The organism is Citrobacter sp. MNAZ 1397, assembly GCF_023613995.1.
Lineage (GTDB): Bacteria > Pseudomonadota > Gammaproteobacteria > Enterobacterales > Enterobacteriaceae > Phytobacter > Phytobacter ursingii.
In genome coordinates, this window is record NZ_JAKIVH010000002.1 from 348,384 (window position 1) to 364,508 (window position 16,125).

Sequence of the window (16,125 nt, forward strand, 5' to 3'; positions counted from 1 at the left end):
AGTGAGTGAATATTCTCTGGAGGATGTTTTGATTAAGTCAGCGCTATTGGTTCTGGAAGACGGAACCCAGTTTTACGGTCGGGCCATAGGGGCAACAGGTTCGGCGGTTGGGGAAGTCGTTTTCAATACTTCAATGACCGGTTATCAAGAAATCCTCACTGATCCTTCCTACTCCCGCCAAATCGTCACCCTTACTTATCCTCATATCGGCAATGTCGGCACCAATGCCGCTGATGAAGAATCCTCTCAGGTACATGCGCAAGGTCTGGTCATTCGCGATCTGCCGCTGATTGCCAGCAACTACCGCAATACCGAAGATCTCTCTTCATACCTGAAACGCCACAACATCGTGGCGATTGCCGATATCGATACCCGTAAATTAACGCGTCTGCTGCGTGAAAAGGGCGCGCAGAACGGCTGCATCATCGCCGGGGACAATCTGGATGCTGCGCTGGCGCTGGAAAAAGCGAAAAGCTTCCCGGGGCTGAACGGTATGGATTTGGCGAAAGAGGTGACGACTGCCGAGCCGTATAGCTGGACGCAGGGGAGCTGGACACTGAAAGGCGAACTGCCGGAAGCGAAAAAAGAAGATGAGCTGCCGCTGCACGTGGTGGCCTACGATTTCGGCGCGAAACGTAACATTCTGCGTATGCTGGTGGACCGCGGCTGCCGCCTGACGGTGGTCCCGGCGAAAACCTCCGCAGAAGACGTCCTGAAAATGAATCCGGACGGTATCTTCCTCTCTAACGGCCCTGGCGACCCGGCACCGTGTGATTACGCCATTGACGCGATCGAGAAATTCCTTGAGACCGATATCCCGGTATTCGGCATCTGCCTCGGCCATCAGCTGCTGGCGCTGGCGAGCGGCGCAAAAACCGTGAAGATGAAGTTCGGTCACCACGGCGGCAACCACCCGGTAAAAGATATCGATAACAACACGGTGATGATTACCGCACAGAACCATGGTTTTGCGGTAGATGAAGCCTCCATGCCTGCCAACCTGCGCGTTACGCACAAGTCGCTGTTTGATGGCACCCTGCAGGGGATTCATCGCACGGACAAACCGGCATTCAGCTTCCAGGGCCACCCTGAGGCGAGCCCCGGTCCGCACGATGCAGCGCCGCTGTTCGACCATTTTATCGAGTTAATTGAGCAATACCGTCAGTCTGCTAAATAATCAGGAGCGAAAAAGAGCCATGCCAAAACGTACAGACATAAAAAGCATCCTGATCCTTGGCGCCGGTCCGATTGTCATCGGTCAGGCGTGTGAGTTCGACTACTCCGGTGCGCAGGCGTGTAAAGCGCTGCGTGAAGAGGGGTACCGCGTCATTCTGGTGAACTCCAACCCGGCGACGATCATGACCGACCCGGAAATGGCGGATGCAACTTATATTGAGCCGATCCACTGGGAAGTGGTACGCAAGATCATCGAAAAAGAGCGTCCGGATGCGGTTCTGCCGACCATGGGCGGCCAGACAGCACTGAACTGTGCGCTGGAGCTGGAACGTCAGGGCGTTCTGGCTGAGTTCGGCGTCACCATGATTGGTGCGACCGCTGATGCAATTGATAAAGCAGAAGACCGCCGCCGTTTCGACGTGGCGATGAAGAAAATCGGTCTGGAAACCGCGCGTTCCGGTATTGCGCACAATATGGAAGAGGCGCTGGCCGTTGCGGCTGACGTGGGCTACCCGTGCATCATCCGTCCATCGTTCACCATGGGCGGCACCGGCGGCGGTATTGCCTATAACCGTGAAGAGTTTGAAGAGATCTGCGCCCGTGGCCTGGATCTGTCACCGACCAATGAGCTGTTAATTGATGAATCGCTGATTGGCTGGAAAGAGTATGAGATGGAAGTGGTGCGCGATAAGAACGATAACTGCATTATCGTCTGCTCCATCGAAAACTTCGACGCCATGGGTATCCACACCGGTGACTCCATCACCGTTGCGCCGGCCCAGACCCTGACCGACAAAGAGTACCAAATCATGCGTAACGCCTCGATGGCGGTACTGCGTGAAATCGGCGTGGAAACCGGCGGTTCTAACGTGCAGTTCTCGGTTAACCCGAAAAACGGCCGTCTGATTGTTATCGAAATGAACCCGCGTGTCTCCCGTTCTTCCGCACTGGCTTCCAAAGCCACTGGCTTCCCGATTGCCAAAGTGGCGGCGAAACTGGCGGTAGGTTATACCCTCGACGAGCTGATGAACGACATCACCGGTGGTCGTACCCCGGCGTCCTTCGAGCCCTCCATCGACTACGTTGTGACTAAAATTCCTCGCTTTAACTTCGAGAAATTCGCGGGTGCAAACGACCGTCTGACCACACAGATGAAATCGGTCGGTGAAGTGATGGCGATTGGCCGTACACAGCAGGAATCCATGCAGAAAGCCTTGCGTGGTCTGGAAGTGGGCGCGACCGGTTTTGACCCGAAAGTGAGTCTGGATGACCCGGAAGCGCTGACCAAAATCCGTCGCGAGCTGAAAGATGCTGGTGCCGAGCGTATCTGGTACATCGCCGATGCCTTCCGCGCGGGCCTGTCCGTTGATGGCGTCTTCAACCTGACCAATATTGACCGCTGGTTCCTGGTACAGATTGAAGAGCTGGTGCGTCTGGAAGAGAAAGTAGCCGAAGTGGGCATTAATGGCCTCGACGCGGACTTCCTGCGTCTGCTCAAGCGTAAAGGCTTTGCCGATGCGCGTCTGGCTAAACTGGCCGGTGTACGTGAAACGGAAGTTCGCAAGCTGCGTGACCAGTACAACCTGCACCCGGTCTACAAGCGTGTGGACACCTGTGCGGCAGAATTCGCGACCGACACCGCTTACATGTACTCCACCTATGAAGAAGAGTGTGAAGCGAACCCAAATCAGGACCGCGATAAAATCATGGTACTGGGTGGCGGCCCGAACCGTATTGGCCAGGGTATCGAATTTGACTACTGCTGCGTACATGCCTCGCTGGCGCTGCGTGAAGATGGTTACGAGACCATCATGGTCAACTGTAACCCGGAAACAGTCTCCACCGACTATGACACTTCTGACCGTCTCTACTTTGAGCCGGTAACCCTGGAAGATGTGCTGGAAATCGTGCGCATTGAGAAACCGAAAGGCGTTATCGTGCAGTACGGCGGCCAGACGCCGCTGAAACTGGCGCGCGCGCTGGAAGCGGCAGGCGTGCCGGTTATCGGTACCAGCCCGGACGCGATTGACCGTGCCGAAGACCGTGAGCGTTTCCAGCAGGCGGTTGACCGTCTGAAACTGAAACAACCAGCGAATGCTACCGTAACGGCTATCGAACAAGCCGTTGATCGAGCGAAAGAGATTGGTTATCCGCTGGTGGTGCGCCCGTCTTACGTGCTCGGCGGCCGCGCGATGGAAATCGTCTACGACGAAGCCGACCTGCGCCGTTACTTCCAGACCGCAGTCAGCGTTTCCAACGATGCGCCAGTCCTGCTGGACCGCTTCCTCGACGACGCGGTAGAAGTGGATGTGGATGCTATCTGCGACGGCGAAATGGTGCTGATTGGCGGCATTATGGAGCATATCGAGCAGGCGGGCGTGCACTCCGGCGACTCCGCGTGTTCCCTGCCAGCGTATACGCTGAGCCAGGAGATTCAGGATGTGATGCGCCAGCAGGTGCAGAAACTGGCTTTCGAGCTGCAGGTTCGTGGTCTGATGAACGTCCAGTTTGCGGTGAAAGATAACGAAGTTTATCTGATTGAAGTGAACCCGCGAGCAGCGCGTACCGTACCGTTCGTCTCCAAAGCGACCGGCGTTGCGCTGGCGAAAGTGGCGGCACGCGTGATGGTTGGCCAGACGCTGGCACAGCAGGGCGTCACCAAAGAAATCATCCCGCCGTACTACTCGGTGAAAGAAGTGGTGCTGCCGTTCAACAAATTCCCGGGCGTTGACCCGCTGTTAGGGCCAGAAATGCGCTCGACCGGGGAAGTGATGGGCGTCGGACGTACCTTTGCCGAAGCGTTTGCCAAAGCGCAACTGGGCAGTAACTCGACCATGAAGAAATACGGTCGCGCGTTGCTCTCTGTGCGTGAAGGAGACAAAGAGCGTGTGGTTGACCTTGCGGCGAAGCTGCTCAAGTTCGGTTTCGAACTGGATGCGACCCACGGTACGGCGATTGTGCTGGGCGAAGCCGGTATTAACCCGCGTCTGGTGAACAAGGTACATGAGGGTCGTCCGCACATTCAGGATCGTATCAAGAATGGCGAATACACCTACATCATTAACACCACCGCAGGTCGTCAGGCGATTGAAGACTCCAAGTTGATTCGCCGCAGCGCGCTGCAGTACAAAGTGCATTACGACACCACGCTGAACGGTGGTTTTGCTACCGCGATGGCGCTGAACGCTGATGCCACCGAGAAGGTCACCTCCGTTCAGGAAATGCACGCGCAGATTAAGCCGTAACGCGCTGCGCAGACAAGCGCATAGCATTACCGATTAAATAAAAACGGTTCCTGTACAGGAACCGTTTTTTTATACATAACATTCGTACTGCATGTGTCCGTCATTTTTACCCTTTTTTCTAATGTAACAAGCACGATTTTGCTCACACTAATGAACATCAAACCTGCATACTATTTCTTATTGACCGTAGATTTAATGTGGTTAATGGGTTTGCCGATATTCGGGCAAACATGACCATAACAAGATCTTTAATTTGTAAAAATGGTGTGCTTATGAGTAAAGAATATGTTGAAAAACCCCTTTATTTGTTAATTGCCGATTGGGTAATGGCGGAAAACCGTTGGGTCAGCGCCAAAGAGATTGCCAGGCATTTTGACATGGACCACTGTAAAGCGATCAATACGGTTTCTTATATTCTTTCTGAGGTAGAAGAAATTAGCTGTGAGACCAAGACAATTCCAAATCAACTGCAGGGAAGAGGTTGCCAGTGTCAGCGCCTGGTGCGCGTAAAAAATATTGATGCGCAAATCTATAGCAGGCTGAAAAATAATGCGCAGGAAAAAATTCTCAGTGCAACGAAAACATCTCATATGCCTGTAGTTCTTCCGGCAGAACTGAAGACGGAACAGAAATGGCAAATGATGTTGTCAAAAAGTTTGCGCCGTTAGGCGCGATTATCAAATGGCGCAGGTGCGCCATTTGATAAAATCATTGAACTGATTTCGGCTTCACCTCTGTTGTGCCTTTCAGCCGTGGTCGGTTTTTTTCTGGCTGACATAACGGTTGCGTTTCATATAATGATGAGCGACAGCGGAGAGTCAGATCCTGATATTCCCGGGTATTCAGTTGCTTCCACTGCAACTCTTTTTCGGTTACCTCACGGATAAAGCGGGCCGGTGTTCCCACCAATAATTGTCTTGCTGTGCCGATAAATCCGGCTTTTACAAAGCTCATGGCGGCAACAATACTCTCTTCGCCAATGATCGCGCCGTCCATAATGACGCTATTCATGCCGACCAGCGCATCCCGGCCAATCACGCAGCCATGCAGAATCGCACCGTGTCCAATATGTCCATTCTCACATACGATGGTATCGGTATCGCAGTAGCCGTGCATGATGCATCCATCCTGCAGATTAGAACCGGGTTCCAGAATCAGGCGGCCATAGTCACCGCGAAGTGAAGCATGGGGGCCGACGTAGACTCCCGCGCCTACAATCACGTCGCCAATCAACACCGCGCTCGGATGTATATACGCCTCGGGATGGACGACCGGGATCAAGCCTTCAAAGGCGTAATAACTCATGTGTCATTAACGTCCTTTCCATACCGGTGAGCGCTTTTCTGCAAATGCCAGCGGCCCTTCGATTGCATCTTCGGAGTGCAGGACGCCCGGATAATGTTTCAGCGCACCGCTGCGGAGATAACGATAGCCCTCCTCAACCGGCATTTCCCGTGTTGTGCGGGTTATCTCTTTGAGTGCGGCAATAGCCAGCGGCGCACTTTGAATAAGTTGTTGCGCCAGTTCTCGCGCCTTGTTCATCAATGCATCCTGGCTGACAACGTGATTGACAATACCCCAGCGCAGGGCTTCATCCGCATTCATACGTCTGCCGGTCATCACCATCTCATTGACGATGGCAGGCGGTAAGCGTTTAGGTAATCGCAGGACGCCACCACTGTCGGGCACGATACCGAGTTTGGCTTCTGGCAGGGCAAAACTGGCGTTTTCCGCGCAGATAATAAAATCTGCGGCCAGCGCCAGTTCAAATCCACCGCCAAAGGCATAGCCGTTAACGGCGGCAATGACCGGTTTATCGAGGTCAAAAAGTTCGGTCAGCCCTGCAAATCCGCCGGGCCCAAAGTCGGCATCCGGCGCTTCGCCCTCAGCCGCAGCTTTTAAGTCCCAGCCAGCGGAAAAGAATTTGTCGCCAGCACCAGTGATAATGGCTACGCGCAGTTCAGGGTCATCGCGGAAATTCAGGAAGACTTCACCCATGGAAAAACTGGTTTTGGCATCGATAGCATTGGCTTTAGGGCGATCCAGCGTAATTTCCAGAATATGTCCATTGCGGGTCAGATGTAATGATTCACTCATATTTTACTCCTTTTAAATATGTTTATGCTTTGCAGAGGCATGTAACCTCTGCAACATATGAAATGTTTACGTTATTTTTATCTGGAAGAACTAACGTTCACCCAAATAAGTTACGTTAAATTCTTTTTAATCACTTTCCCTGAGCAGTTGCGTGGCAGATCGCTCCTGAATTCAACGAGAGTGGGTACTTTAAATTTCGCCATATTATGTGCGCAAAAAGAAAAAAACTCCTCAGCACTTAATGTTTCGCCTTCATGAAGAACAATAAAGGCTTTTATAGCTTCATCCCTGATAGTGTCTTTAACGCCAATAACCACGGTATCCTGAATTTTGGGATGGGTTGAAATAATATTTTCCAGTTCGACGCATGAGACATTTTCACCGCCGCGCTTAATCATATTGCAGCGTCTGTCGACAAAATAAAAAAAGCCCTCTTCATCGTAGTAGCCTGAATCACCAGTATGTAACCAGCCGCTTGTATCCAGGGCTGCGGCGGTTGCGTTCGGCTGTTCGAAATACTCTTTAAAAAGCGTTTTTCCCGGAATACCTTTGACGCATATTTCACCGATTTCATGGGGAGGAAGGGGCTGATTTTTATCATTACGAATTTCCGCTTCGTAACAAAAACCCGTGCGTCCAATTGACGGCCAGCGCCGTTTATCACCGGGTCTGTCGCCGATAATACCGACAATGGTTTCCGTCATGCCATACGATGTCAGCAACCTCACATCGAAGCGTTCAATAAACGCATCTTTTTCCTTCACGGAAAGATTGAGATAGAAAAGCACTTCACGAAGGCAGTGTTGATTATCCTCCGGCATCGGCGGTTGCACCATCAGGGTTCTAATCATCATAGGAATGCATTCGGTGACGGTAGCACGGTATTTTCGCACCTGGTTCCAGAACGCACGTGCACTGTATTTCTCAAGCAGTACAAAGGTGGCGCCGCTGGAGAAGGCAGCCATTGCCGCCGTACACTGGCAATCAATATGAAACGCGGGCATAGCAGTCAGATAAATATCATCTTCACGTAATGCGCACTGCCAGGCAGAGTAATAACCCGCAAAGCGTAAGTTATATTGGGTTATGACCACGCCTTTCGGCCGTGATGTGGTACCTGAGGTGAAAAGGATTTCTGCAGTATCGTCAGTGCTTAACATTGGCGAATAGTTAAGGACAGCGGGTTGTGCACGCTTAAGTTGGTAAAAATCACTCACCGCAGTATCGGAGACGCAGAAATTGCGGTCGATAAGACAGATATGATTGAGCTGCGTTTTACCTTCCTGATGAATCCGACGGTAAAGGGGATAAAAGTTTTCAGTGGTCACCAACAAACGCGCCCGACTGTTTTGCAGGATCCACAGACTTTCATCATGCAATAGCCTGGCGTTAATCGGCACCATGATGGCACCGATTTTTGCCAGTCCGAACCAGCAAAAGAAAAACTCGGGGCAGTTATCCAGATGCAACGCGACTTTATCGCCTTTTTGGATCCCCAGTCCGTTGAACAGATTCGCTGTGCGATTGATTTCCTCATTGAGGAAGGTGTAGCTGAATTGCTGCGCTTCACCTTCGCATGACTCAAAAATCAGCGCCGTTTTATCGCCATAGACTTCTGCCAGGTCGTCCCACATCTGACGTAAGTTTTGATCGCCAATAACATCCATCGCACTTTTATCCACTGAAAGTAGACGTAAGCGCTAACCGGGTGGTTACAAGATCCCGTTAGCGCTACGCATTTAATCCTCAATCCTGGCCAGCCCCTTGCTTACCAGTTCCTTAATATCTGCTTCGCTGTAACCTATGTTCTGCAAGATGGCGGAGGTATCCATGCCGTGTGAAGGCATGCCGCGCCAGATTTTTCCGGGGTTGTTTTTGAATTTCGGCATAATGTTTGGCCCCTTGCAGGTGCGGCCATCCAGGGTTTGCCATTGGGTGATGGATTCGCGGGCAACGTACTGCGGGTTGCCTTCCAGTTCTGGAATGGTCAGCACTTTTGCACAGGCAATATTCAACTCAGCAAAGCGCGCTTTCACTTCGGCAATGGTGTGCGCCAGCAGCCATGCATCCAGCTTCTCTTCTACCAGTGGGCCGTAAGGGCACTCGATGCGGTGAATGAGCTGCGTTCCTTCCGGGACTTCTGGCGTGCCGAGAATATGCGCCAGCCCGATATCTTTAAAACACTCGGCAATTTGCGTAATGCCGACCAGTTCCATCACGATGTAGCCATCCGCGCATTTATACAGACCACATCCGGCATAGTAGGGGTCTTTACCTTTGGTCATGCGCGGACAGATTTCGCCGCCGTTGAAGTAATCCATCATGAAGTACTGGCCCATGCGCAACATGACTTCATACATCGCAATATCAATACTTTCCCCTTTGCCCGTTTCACGTACTTTATGCAGCGCTGCAAGTGCAGCGGTTGTCGCCGTCATGCCGGAAAAATAATCTGCCGTGTACGGGAAGGCAGGCATCGGCTGGTCAACGTCGCCATTCTGAATCAGGTAACCACTGAAGGCTTGTGCAATGGTGTTATAAGCCGGAAGGTTGGTGTACTCCTCTGTCCCAAACTGGCCAAAACCAGACAGATGGGCGATAACCAACTTCGGATTGTGTTCCCATAACACCTCATCGGTAATGCCCCGACGCGCGAATGCCGGACCTTTACTGGCCTCAATAAAAATATCTGTGGTTTCCATCAACTTAAGGAATGCTTCTCGCCCTTCATCTTTGAAGATATTCAGCGAAAGGGCGTGAAGATTGCGACGCGAGAGTTGCGGATAATTGGGCTGGACACGAATAGTGTCGGCCCAGGCGACATTTTCAATCCAGATAACTTCTGCTCCCCATTCGGCAAACATTTGTCCGGCGAAGGGCCCGGCAATTTCGATACCGGAGAACACAACCCGCACACCCGCAAGGGGTCCGAACACGGGCATTGGTAAACGATGACTCATGACATACTCCTGTGTGGCATCCCTGGAACCCCATCACAGCGCGATGGGGTTATCACCCGATTAACGGTACTGTTTGAGCACTGCGCGACCCAGTGTCAGGATCTGCATTTCGTCGGAACCGCCTGACACCCGGTCAACGCGCAGATCGCGCCAGAAGCGGGTAATACGGTGGTTGCCCGCAATCCCGACGCCACCGAGGACTTGCATCGCACTGTCAACGACTTCAAATGCCGCGTTGGCGCAGAAGTATTTACACATTGCGGCATCACCAGAGGTGATCGTGCCGTTATCTGCTTTCCAGGCGGCTTCGAGCAGCATGTTTTTCATGGAGTTTAATTTGATTGCCATATGGGCAAACTTCTCCTGAATCAGCTGGAAGCGACCGATCGTTTCGCCGAATTGCACTCGCTGGTTGGCGTAGCGCGCCGCATCTTCAAAGGCACACATTGCGGTACCGTAGTTCGTCAGAGCAACGAGGAAGCGTTCATGGTCAAACTCTTCTTTCACACGGTTAAACCCATTACCTTCACGGCCGAACATGTCTTTTTCATCCAGTTCAACATCGTCAAAGGTAATTTCGCAGCAGCTGTCCATGCGCAAACCGAGCTTCTCAAGTTTGTTAACTTTGATGCCTGGCTTGCTCATATCGACAAACCATTCGGTGTAAATGGGTTTATCCGCAGACGCACCGTCACGTGCCATTACCACGATATAAGGGGTATAAGCGCTACTGGTGATAAAGCACTTACTGCCATTAAGATAAACCTTACCATTTTTGCGGGTATACGTGGTTTTCAGACTGCCAACATCCGATCCGGCTCCCGGTTCCGTGATCGCGGAGTTCCACATCTGTTTACCTGTTCCCTGAAACGCCATGATCTTATCGATCTGTTCCTGAGTGCCTTCGCGTAACACCGTGTTGAAGCCGCCGGGAAGTTGATAGAGAACATAGGTTGGTGCGCCCAGGCGGCCTAATTCCATCCATACCGCCGCCACGGTAACGAAGCCGGCATCCAGACCGCCACGTTCTTCCGGGAGCAACAGGCTATCAATGCCCATATCGGCCAGTGCTTTTACAAAACGTTCAGGGTAGACGCTATCGCGATCACACTCTGCAAAATAGGCTTCCCAGTTTTCACTGGCCATTAATTCACGAATACCGGCGACGAACAGCTCCTGCTCATCATTCAAGTTAAAGTCCATCTTTTAACCTCTTGATAGGGTTGATTTCTATTAATTATCTTTCCAGTACACTTTGGCGTCCTTAATAAAGGACAGCGTGACCATGATGTTGACGAAGAAGAGAGGGCAGCCACCGGCGATGATCGCTGTTTGTATCGGTTTCAGCCCGCCGAGAGCCAACAGCACAATCCCGATAACGCCAACCAGAATCGACCAGCCGATACGTACCAGCAGAGGCGGCTCTTCACCGTCGCGTATTTCGCGACAGGTCGACATGGCCAGCGTGTAAGAACAGGCGTTGATAAGCGTGACGGTGGCAATAAAGCAGAGAATAAAGAAGCCCCACATTGTTGCCGTACTCAGGGGCAGGGCGGCCCAGGTCTCGATAATGGCGCGTGGCACACCATGCTCAGCGATGAGGTTCGGAATGTTAATGATGTTTTTATCCATCAGCAGAAGCGTGTTGCTGCCGAGCACGGTCCACAGGATCCAGGTGGAGGCCGTCAGGCCCAGCACCATTCCGAAGCACAACTCACGAACGGTACGGCCACGAGATATACGGGCAAGGAAGATACTCATCTGGATGGCGTATATTACCCACCAGGCCCAGTAAAAAACGGTCCAGCCTTGCGGGAAGCCGCCTTTGCCGATTGCATCGGTGTAGAACAACATACGGGGCAGATACATCAACAGCATACCGACAGAATCGGTGAAGTAATTCATGATGAAGCTGGCGCCGCTGACGATGAACACCCAGCCGAGCATCAGGAAGCTCAGGTAGCTACGCACGTCGCTGGCGATCTTCACCCCTTTCTGCAGACCACAGGCCACGCAGATAGCATTCAGAATGATCCAGCAGGTAATAATGATCGCGTCCAGTTGCAGCGTATGCGGGATGCCGAAGAGATACTGCATACATTCGGTGACCAGCGGCGTAGCCAGACCGAGGCTGGTGCCCATTGCGAAGATCAGTGCCACAAGATAGAAGTTATCGACAATAGTCCCGAATAACCCTTTCACATGCTTCTCGCCAACTAAGGGCACAAGCGTTGAGCTGGGGCGGATCACATCCATTTTGCGAACAAAGAAAAAGTAGGCGAAAGCGACGGACAGGAAGCTATAGGTAGCCCATGGTAGCGGTCCCCAGTGGAACAAACTGTAGGCAAGGCCAAGCTCTTTTGCGCCGGTAGAGTTGGGTGCTAAGGCAAACGGTGGCGTAGAGATATAGTAGTAGATCTCTATCGATCCCCAGAACAGCACGGCTGCGGAGGTACAGGAGGCGAACATCATAAAGATCCAGCTGGCGGTGCTGAATTCGGGTTTCTCGTCGCCCAATCTTTTTTTAGCGTAGGGACCAAAAACCAGCCAGAACCAGCCAAAGAGCATCACGACCATATACCACTCGAATGCCCATCCCCAGACATTTGTTACGTACGAAAATACCGCATTAATAATTACATTTGCGGCATCAAGGTCTCTAACAGTTAGCCAGCAAAGTATTCCGACGATAATGAGTGGTGGAAAAAAAACCTTTGGCTCTATACCTGATTTTCTCTTGTCATTTTTCATTTTCGAATTCCAGTATCATAATGGATTTATATTTCGTTCCCATTTGTTATATTTATGTTCATTTTTGTGAGCGTTTATTTACCGACTTTTTAACCTCAGGGATACTTCGGGAAGTACTCCATGATGGGTATTCGTTACAGTGTATTCTGTTATTTTAATCACACTTTTTTGTCGGTTTTCGCTTCGCCTGTTTTGGTTTTTTATTTGTTTTAAAACAATATGTTGTGTGGGTTTTTGTTGTTTTTTTATCCCCTCAATGTTCAATATTGGTGATCCCTGAAACAATATTGAAATTTATATGCTGGAATCGTTTTTTCAATATTGGTGAAGTAGCTAGCAATATTGAAAGTCCCATTTATCAGTGTGTGACATTTTCAATATTGGTGATTAATGTTTTATCCCGTAATTAAATGATGTGATATCTGTATTTACCATCACCGATATGGACGACGATTCCTTCATGATTTCTGGAGAGGCAATGAAGATAATTACTTGTTACAAATGCGTACCTGATGAACAGGATATTGCGATCAATAACGCGGATGGTTCGTTAGATATTAGTAAAGCGGATGCCAAAATTAGCCAATACGATTTGAATGCCATTGAAGCCGCTTGTCAGTTAAAACAGCAGGCCGGAGAAGCGCAAGTGATCGCCATGAGCGTGGGCGGCAAGGCACTGACCAATGTGAAAGGACGTAAAGACGTACTTTCGCGCGGCCCGGATGAGCTGATTGTTGTGATTGATGAGCAGTTTGAACAGGCGCTCCCACACTCTACCGCCGCCGCTTTGGCTACCGCTGCACAAAAATCTGGCTTTGACCTCATTATCTGCGGCGATGGATCTTCCGATCTTTACGCACAGCAGGTCGGTCTGTTAGTGGGCGAAATGCTTAACATTCCTGCTATTAACGGCGTGAATAAAATTCTCTCCCTGACGGAAAGTACGCTTACCGTTGAGCGTGAACTGGAAGATGAAATTGAAACCCTGACGATTCCTCTTCCTGCGGTTGTGGCGGTCTCGACAGACATTAATGCTCCACAGATTCCGTCAATGAAAGCGATTCTGAATGCCGCGAAAAAGCCGGTGCAGGTCTGGTCTGCGGCAGATATCGGTTTCAGCGCGCCTGGCGTGTACTCCACGCAGAAGGTCGCAGCACCAAAACAGCGTGAGCGTCAACGCATTGTTATTGAAGGGGATGGTGAAGAACAGATCGCCGCGTTTGTCGATAGTCTGCGCAAAGTCATTTAATAATCAGGGGATAGTATGAACACGTTTTCTCATGTCTGGGTATTCAGTGATACCCCTTCTCGTCTGCCGGAACTGATGAGCGGTGCGCAGGCGTTAGGTGAACAAATTAATACGTTTGTACAAAGCGATGCAGAAGGCACGACAGCCATCCAGTTGGGTGCGAATCATGTATGGCAACTCAGCGGTAAACCAGACGATCGCCTCGTGGAAGACTTTGCGGGCGTGATGGCGCAGACCATTCGCCAGCAGAGCAATGCAGGCCTGGTACTGCTCCCCAATACCCGTCGCGGCAAGTTGTTGGCGGCAAAGCTGGGTTATCGCCTCGCCGCGGCTATTGCGAATGACGCCAGTGCCGTGACACAGCAGGATGGCCACGTAACGGTTAAACATATGGTTTATGGCGGTCTGGCCATGGGTGAAGAAACCATTCATTCCCCTTTTGCCGTGATGACCCTGAGCAGCGGTACGTTTGAAGCGCAGCAACCGGACACTTCACGCCGTGGCGAAACGCATAGTGTGCAATGGCAGACGCCGGACGTTGCTGTAACGCGTACGGCGACGCAGGCCCGTCAGAGCAACAGCGTTGATCTCGACAAAGCGCGGCTGGTGGTCAGCGTTGGACGCGGTATTGGCAGCAAGGAGAACATTTCTCTGGCGCAGGCATTATGTCAGGCCATTGGTGCGGAACTGGCCTGCTCCCGTCCGGTGGCTGAAAACGAGAAATGGATGGAGCACCAGCGTTATGTTGGCATCTCAAATCTGATGCTTAAACCGGAACTGTACCTGGCCGTGGGGATCTCCGGGCAGATCCAGCACATGGTCGGGGCTAACGGCGCACAGACTATTTTTGCCATTAATAAAGATAAGAACGCACCGATCTTTCAGTACGCAGACTATGGCATCGTCGGGGATGCAATGAAGATCCTGCCTGCGCTGACAACGGCACTGACGCGTTGATCTATTTGGGCAGAGCCGGAAGCTGGCTCTGCCGCTGACAGGGAGTGAGTATGTCCGAAGATATCTTTGATGCCATCATCGTGGGTGCCGGACTCGCCGGTTCGGTCGCGGCGCTGGTTCTTGCCCGTGAAGGGGCGCAAGTCTTAGTGATCGAACGGGGTAATTCCGCCGGCGCGAAGAATGTCACCGGCGGGCGTATTTATGCTCATAGCCTGGAGCGCATTATTCCGGGCTTTGCAGAGAAGGCCCCCATTGAGCGAATAATTACCCATGAAAAACTCGCCTTTATGACCGATAACGGGGCGATGACCGTGGACTATCTCAATGGCGAGGAGGCCGTGCCGTCTCAAGCCTCTTACTCAGTGCTTCGCGGTAAATTCGATAATTGGTTGATGGCGCAGGCGGAAGAGGCCGGGGCACAGCTAATCACCGGTATTCGCGTGGATAATCTTGTTCAGCGCGACGGTAAGGTCGTTGGCGTTGAGGCCGACGGCGACATTATCGAATCCAACGTGGTGATCCTGGCTGACGGGGTCAACTCCCTGCTGGCAGAAAAATCAGGCATGGCGAAACGCGTTAGCGCTGAACACGTTGCGGTGGGGGTGAAGGAACTTATCGAATTGCCTGAATCGGTCATTATGGATCGCTTCGGGTTACAGGGAAATGAAGGTGCCGCCTGTCTGTTCGCGGGTTCTCCTACCGATGGTCTGATGGGGGGCGGCTTCCTCTATACCAATAAAACTACCCTCTCACTGGGGCTGGTTTGTGGTCTTCATCATCTGAAAGACGCGAAGAAATCGGTTCCGCAAATGCTGGAAGATTTTAAACAGCATCCGGCAGTCGCACCGTTAATCGCAGGCGGTAAGATGGTGGAGTATGCCGCACACGTTGTTCCGGAAGCGGGAATGAACATGCAGCCTGAGCTGGTGGGCGACGGCGTGCTGATCGCTGGCGATGCCGCCGGAATGTGTATGAATCTCGGGTTCACCATTCGCGGGATGGATCTGGCCGTAGCGGCAGGAGAGGCCGCAGCGAAAACAGTGCTTTGCGCCATGAAAAACCATGATTTCAGCCGTCAGGGACTCGCGGCGTATCGTCAGCATCTTGATAACGGCCCGATGCGGGATATGCGTATGTATCAGCGTTTACCGGCCTTCCTCGATAATCCGCGTATGTTTAGCCGCTATCCGGAAATGGCAGTGGGCATCGCCCGCGATCTGTTTACCGTTGACGGTAGCGCGCCGGTACCGATGCGTAAGAAAATCCTGCGCCATGCGAAGAAGGTCGGCTTTATCAATCTGATGAAGGATGGCATCAAAGGAGCGAGCGTACTATGACTTCCCCCGTTAATGTGGACGTCAAACTGGGCGTCAACAAATTCAATGTGGATGAAGAGAATCCACACATCATTCTGAAAACGTCTCCGGATAAGCAGGTGCTGGAGGTGCTTATTAAAGCGTGTCCCGCCGGGCTGTATAAAAAGCAGGATGACGGCAGCGTGCGCTTCGATTACGCCGGATGCCTGGAGTGCGGCACGTGTCGGATTCTGGGGCTTGATGGGGCGCTGGAGAAGTGGGAGTACCCACGCGGTACCTTTGGTGTTGAGTTTCGCTACGGATAACGAGTACAGGTTTACGCACCCACAGGCCGGATAAGGCACAACCGTGTCGCTATCCGGCAATGACCTTTA

Annotated in this window: 13 protein-coding genes; 7 read left to right on the plus strand and 6 right to left on the minus strand. The window is 51.8% G+C overall.

Features of this window, described 5'->3' with window-relative positions:
• Positions 1 to 28 precede the first annotated feature (28 nt).
• The 3 genes from carA to caiF all read left to right on the plus strand — a co-directional run bounded on the left by carA (position 29) and on the right by caiF (position 5,089).
• Entirely contained in the window at positions 29 to 1,177 is a 1,149-nt protein-coding gene (gene carA, locus L2097_RS16395) for a glutamine-hydrolyzing carbamoyl-phosphate synthase small subunit (protein WP_085005513.1), read from the plus strand.
• A 19-nt stretch (positions 1,178 to 1,196) separates the two neighbouring features.
• Positions 1,197 to 4,421, plus strand: coding sequence for a carbamoyl-phosphate synthase large subunit (gene carB, locus L2097_RS16400; RefSeq protein WP_047371880.1), 3,225 nt, complete (start codon positions 1,197 to 1,199; stop codon positions 4,419 to 4,421).
• Between the two features lie 272 nt (positions 4,422 to 4,693).
• The gene (caiF, locus tag L2097_RS16405) at positions 4,694 to 5,089 is read left to right on the plus strand and encodes a carnitine metabolism transcriptional regulator CaiF (protein ID WP_047371879.1); all 396 of its coding nucleotides are present in this window, start codon (positions 4,694 to 4,696) and stop codon (positions 5,087 to 5,089) included.
• 40 nt (positions 5,090 to 5,129) lie between these two features.
• Here the strand turns inward: caiF and caiE are convergent, their stop codons facing one another.
• The 6 genes from caiE to caiT form a co-directional block, all read right to left on the minus strand.
• The gene (gene caiE, locus L2097_RS16410) at positions 5,130 to 5,726 is read right to left on the minus strand and encodes a carnitine operon protein CaiE (protein ID WP_047371878.1); all 597 of its coding nucleotides are present in this window, start codon (positions 5,724 to 5,726) and stop codon (positions 5,130 to 5,132) included.
• Positions 5,727 to 5,732: 6 nt separating this feature from the next.
• Positions 5,733 to 6,518, minus strand: a complete 786-nt coding sequence (caiD, locus tag L2097_RS16415) for a crotonobetainyl-CoA hydratase (protein ID WP_085005514.1) — start codon at positions 6,516 to 6,518, stop codon at positions 5,733 to 5,735.
• A gap of 110 nt (positions 6,519 to 6,628) precedes the next feature.
• The gene (gene caiC, locus L2097_RS16420; protein ID WP_250353315.1) at positions 6,629 to 8,185 is read right to left on the minus strand and encodes a crotonobetaine/carnitine-CoA ligase; all 1,557 of its coding nucleotides are present in this window, start codon (positions 8,183 to 8,185) and stop codon (positions 6,629 to 6,631) included.
• A 72-nt stretch (positions 8,186 to 8,257) separates the two neighbouring features.
• Positions 8,258 to 9,478 carry an L-carnitine CoA-transferase gene (caiB, locus tag L2097_RS16425; protein WP_085005516.1) on the minus strand — a complete coding sequence of 407 codons (1,221 nt, stop codon included), beginning with the start codon at positions 9,476 to 9,478 and terminating at the stop codon, positions 8,258 to 8,260.
• Positions 9,479 to 9,538: 60 nt separating this feature from the next.
• Positions 9,539 to 10,681 carry a crotonobetainyl-CoA dehydrogenase gene (caiA, locus tag L2097_RS16430; RefSeq protein WP_103280514.1) on the minus strand — a complete coding sequence of 381 codons (1,143 nt, stop codon included), beginning with the start codon at positions 10,679 to 10,681 and terminating at the stop codon, positions 9,539 to 9,541.
• 30 nt (positions 10,682 to 10,711) lie between these two features.
• Positions 10,712 to 12,229, minus strand: coding sequence for an L-carnitine/gamma-butyrobetaine antiporter (caiT, locus tag L2097_RS16435; RefSeq protein ID WP_250353316.1), 1,518 nt, complete (start codon positions 12,227 to 12,229; stop codon positions 10,712 to 10,714).
• A gap of 478 nt (positions 12,230 to 12,707) precedes the next feature.
• Here caiT and L2097_RS16440 point away from each other — a divergent pair, with 478 nt between their 5' ends.
• From L2097_RS16440 to fixX, 4 genes are read left to right on the plus strand one after another with little or no spacing between them, the layout of a single operon-like run.
• Positions 12,708 to 13,478 (plus strand): electron transfer flavoprotein FixA, encoded by a 771-nt coding sequence (locus L2097_RS16440; protein WP_047371872.1) that lies wholly within the window; start codon positions 12,708 to 12,710, stop codon positions 13,476 to 13,478.
• Between the two features lie 15 nt (positions 13,479 to 13,493).
• Positions 13,494 to 14,435: an electron transfer flavoprotein subunit alpha/FixB family protein gene (locus L2097_RS16445; protein ID WP_250353317.1), complete on the plus strand. Its 942-nt coding sequence runs from the start codon at positions 13,494 to 13,496 to the stop codon at positions 14,433 to 14,435.
• 50 nt (positions 14,436 to 14,485) lie between these two features.
• On the plus strand, positions 14,486 to 15,772 hold the full coding sequence (locus L2097_RS16450) for an FAD-dependent oxidoreductase (protein WP_250353318.1): 1,287 nt from the start codon (positions 14,486 to 14,488) through the stop codon (positions 15,770 to 15,772).
• Positions 15,769 to 16,056 carry a ferredoxin-like protein FixX gene (gene fixX, locus L2097_RS16455; RefSeq protein ID WP_047371869.1) on the plus strand — a complete coding sequence of 96 codons (288 nt, stop codon included), beginning with the start codon at positions 15,769 to 15,771 and terminating at the stop codon, positions 16,054 to 16,056. Before L2097_RS16450 ends, fixX begins: the two co-directional genes overlap by 4 nt.
• The last annotated feature ends 69 nt before the right edge of the window (positions 16,057 to 16,125 follow it).

Bases quoted from the DNA above. Each gene is read 5' to 3' on its own strand.
- fixX (WP_047371869.1), top strand. From the start codon at position 15,769: ATGACTTCCCCCGTTAATGTGGACGTCAAACTGGGCGTCAACAAATTC.
- caiD (WP_085005514.1), bottom strand. From the start codon at position 6,518: ATGAGTGAATCATTACATCTGACCCGCAATGGACATATTCTGGAAATT.
- caiC (WP_250353315.1), bottom strand. From the start codon at position 8,185: ATGGATGTTATTGGCGATCAAAACTTACGTCAGATGTGGGACGACCTG.
- L2097_RS16440 (WP_047371872.1), top strand. From the start codon at position 12,708: ATGAAGATAATTACTTGTTACAAATGCGTACCTGATGAACAGGATATT.
- L2097_RS16445 (WP_250353317.1), top strand. From the start codon at position 13,494: ATGAACACGTTTTCTCATGTCTGGGTATTCAGTGATACCCCTTCTCGT.
- caiB (WP_085005516.1), bottom strand. From the start codon at position 9,478: ATGAGTCATCGTTTACCAATGCCCGTGTTCGGACCCCTTGCGGGTGTG.
- caiF (WP_047371879.1), top strand. From the start codon at position 4,694: ATGAGTAAAGAATATGTTGAAAAACCCCTTTATTTGTTAATTGCCGAT.
- carB (WP_047371880.1), top strand. From the start codon at position 1,197: ATGCCAAAACGTACAGACATAAAAAGCATCCTGATCCTTGGCGCCGGT.
- caiE (WP_047371878.1), bottom strand. From the start codon at position 5,726: ATGAGTTATTACGCCTTTGAAGGCTTGATCCCGGTCGTCCATCCCGAG.
- caiT (WP_250353316.1), bottom strand. From the start codon at position 12,229: ATGAAAAATGACAAGAGAAAATCAGGTATAGAGCCAAAGGTTTTTTTT.
- caiA (WP_103280514.1), bottom strand. From the start codon at position 10,681: ATGGACTTTAACTTGAATGATGAGCAGGAGCTGTTCGTCGCCGGTATT.
- L2097_RS16450 (WP_250353318.1), top strand. From the start codon at position 14,486: ATGTCCGAAGATATCTTTGATGCCATCATCGTGGGTGCCGGACTCGCC.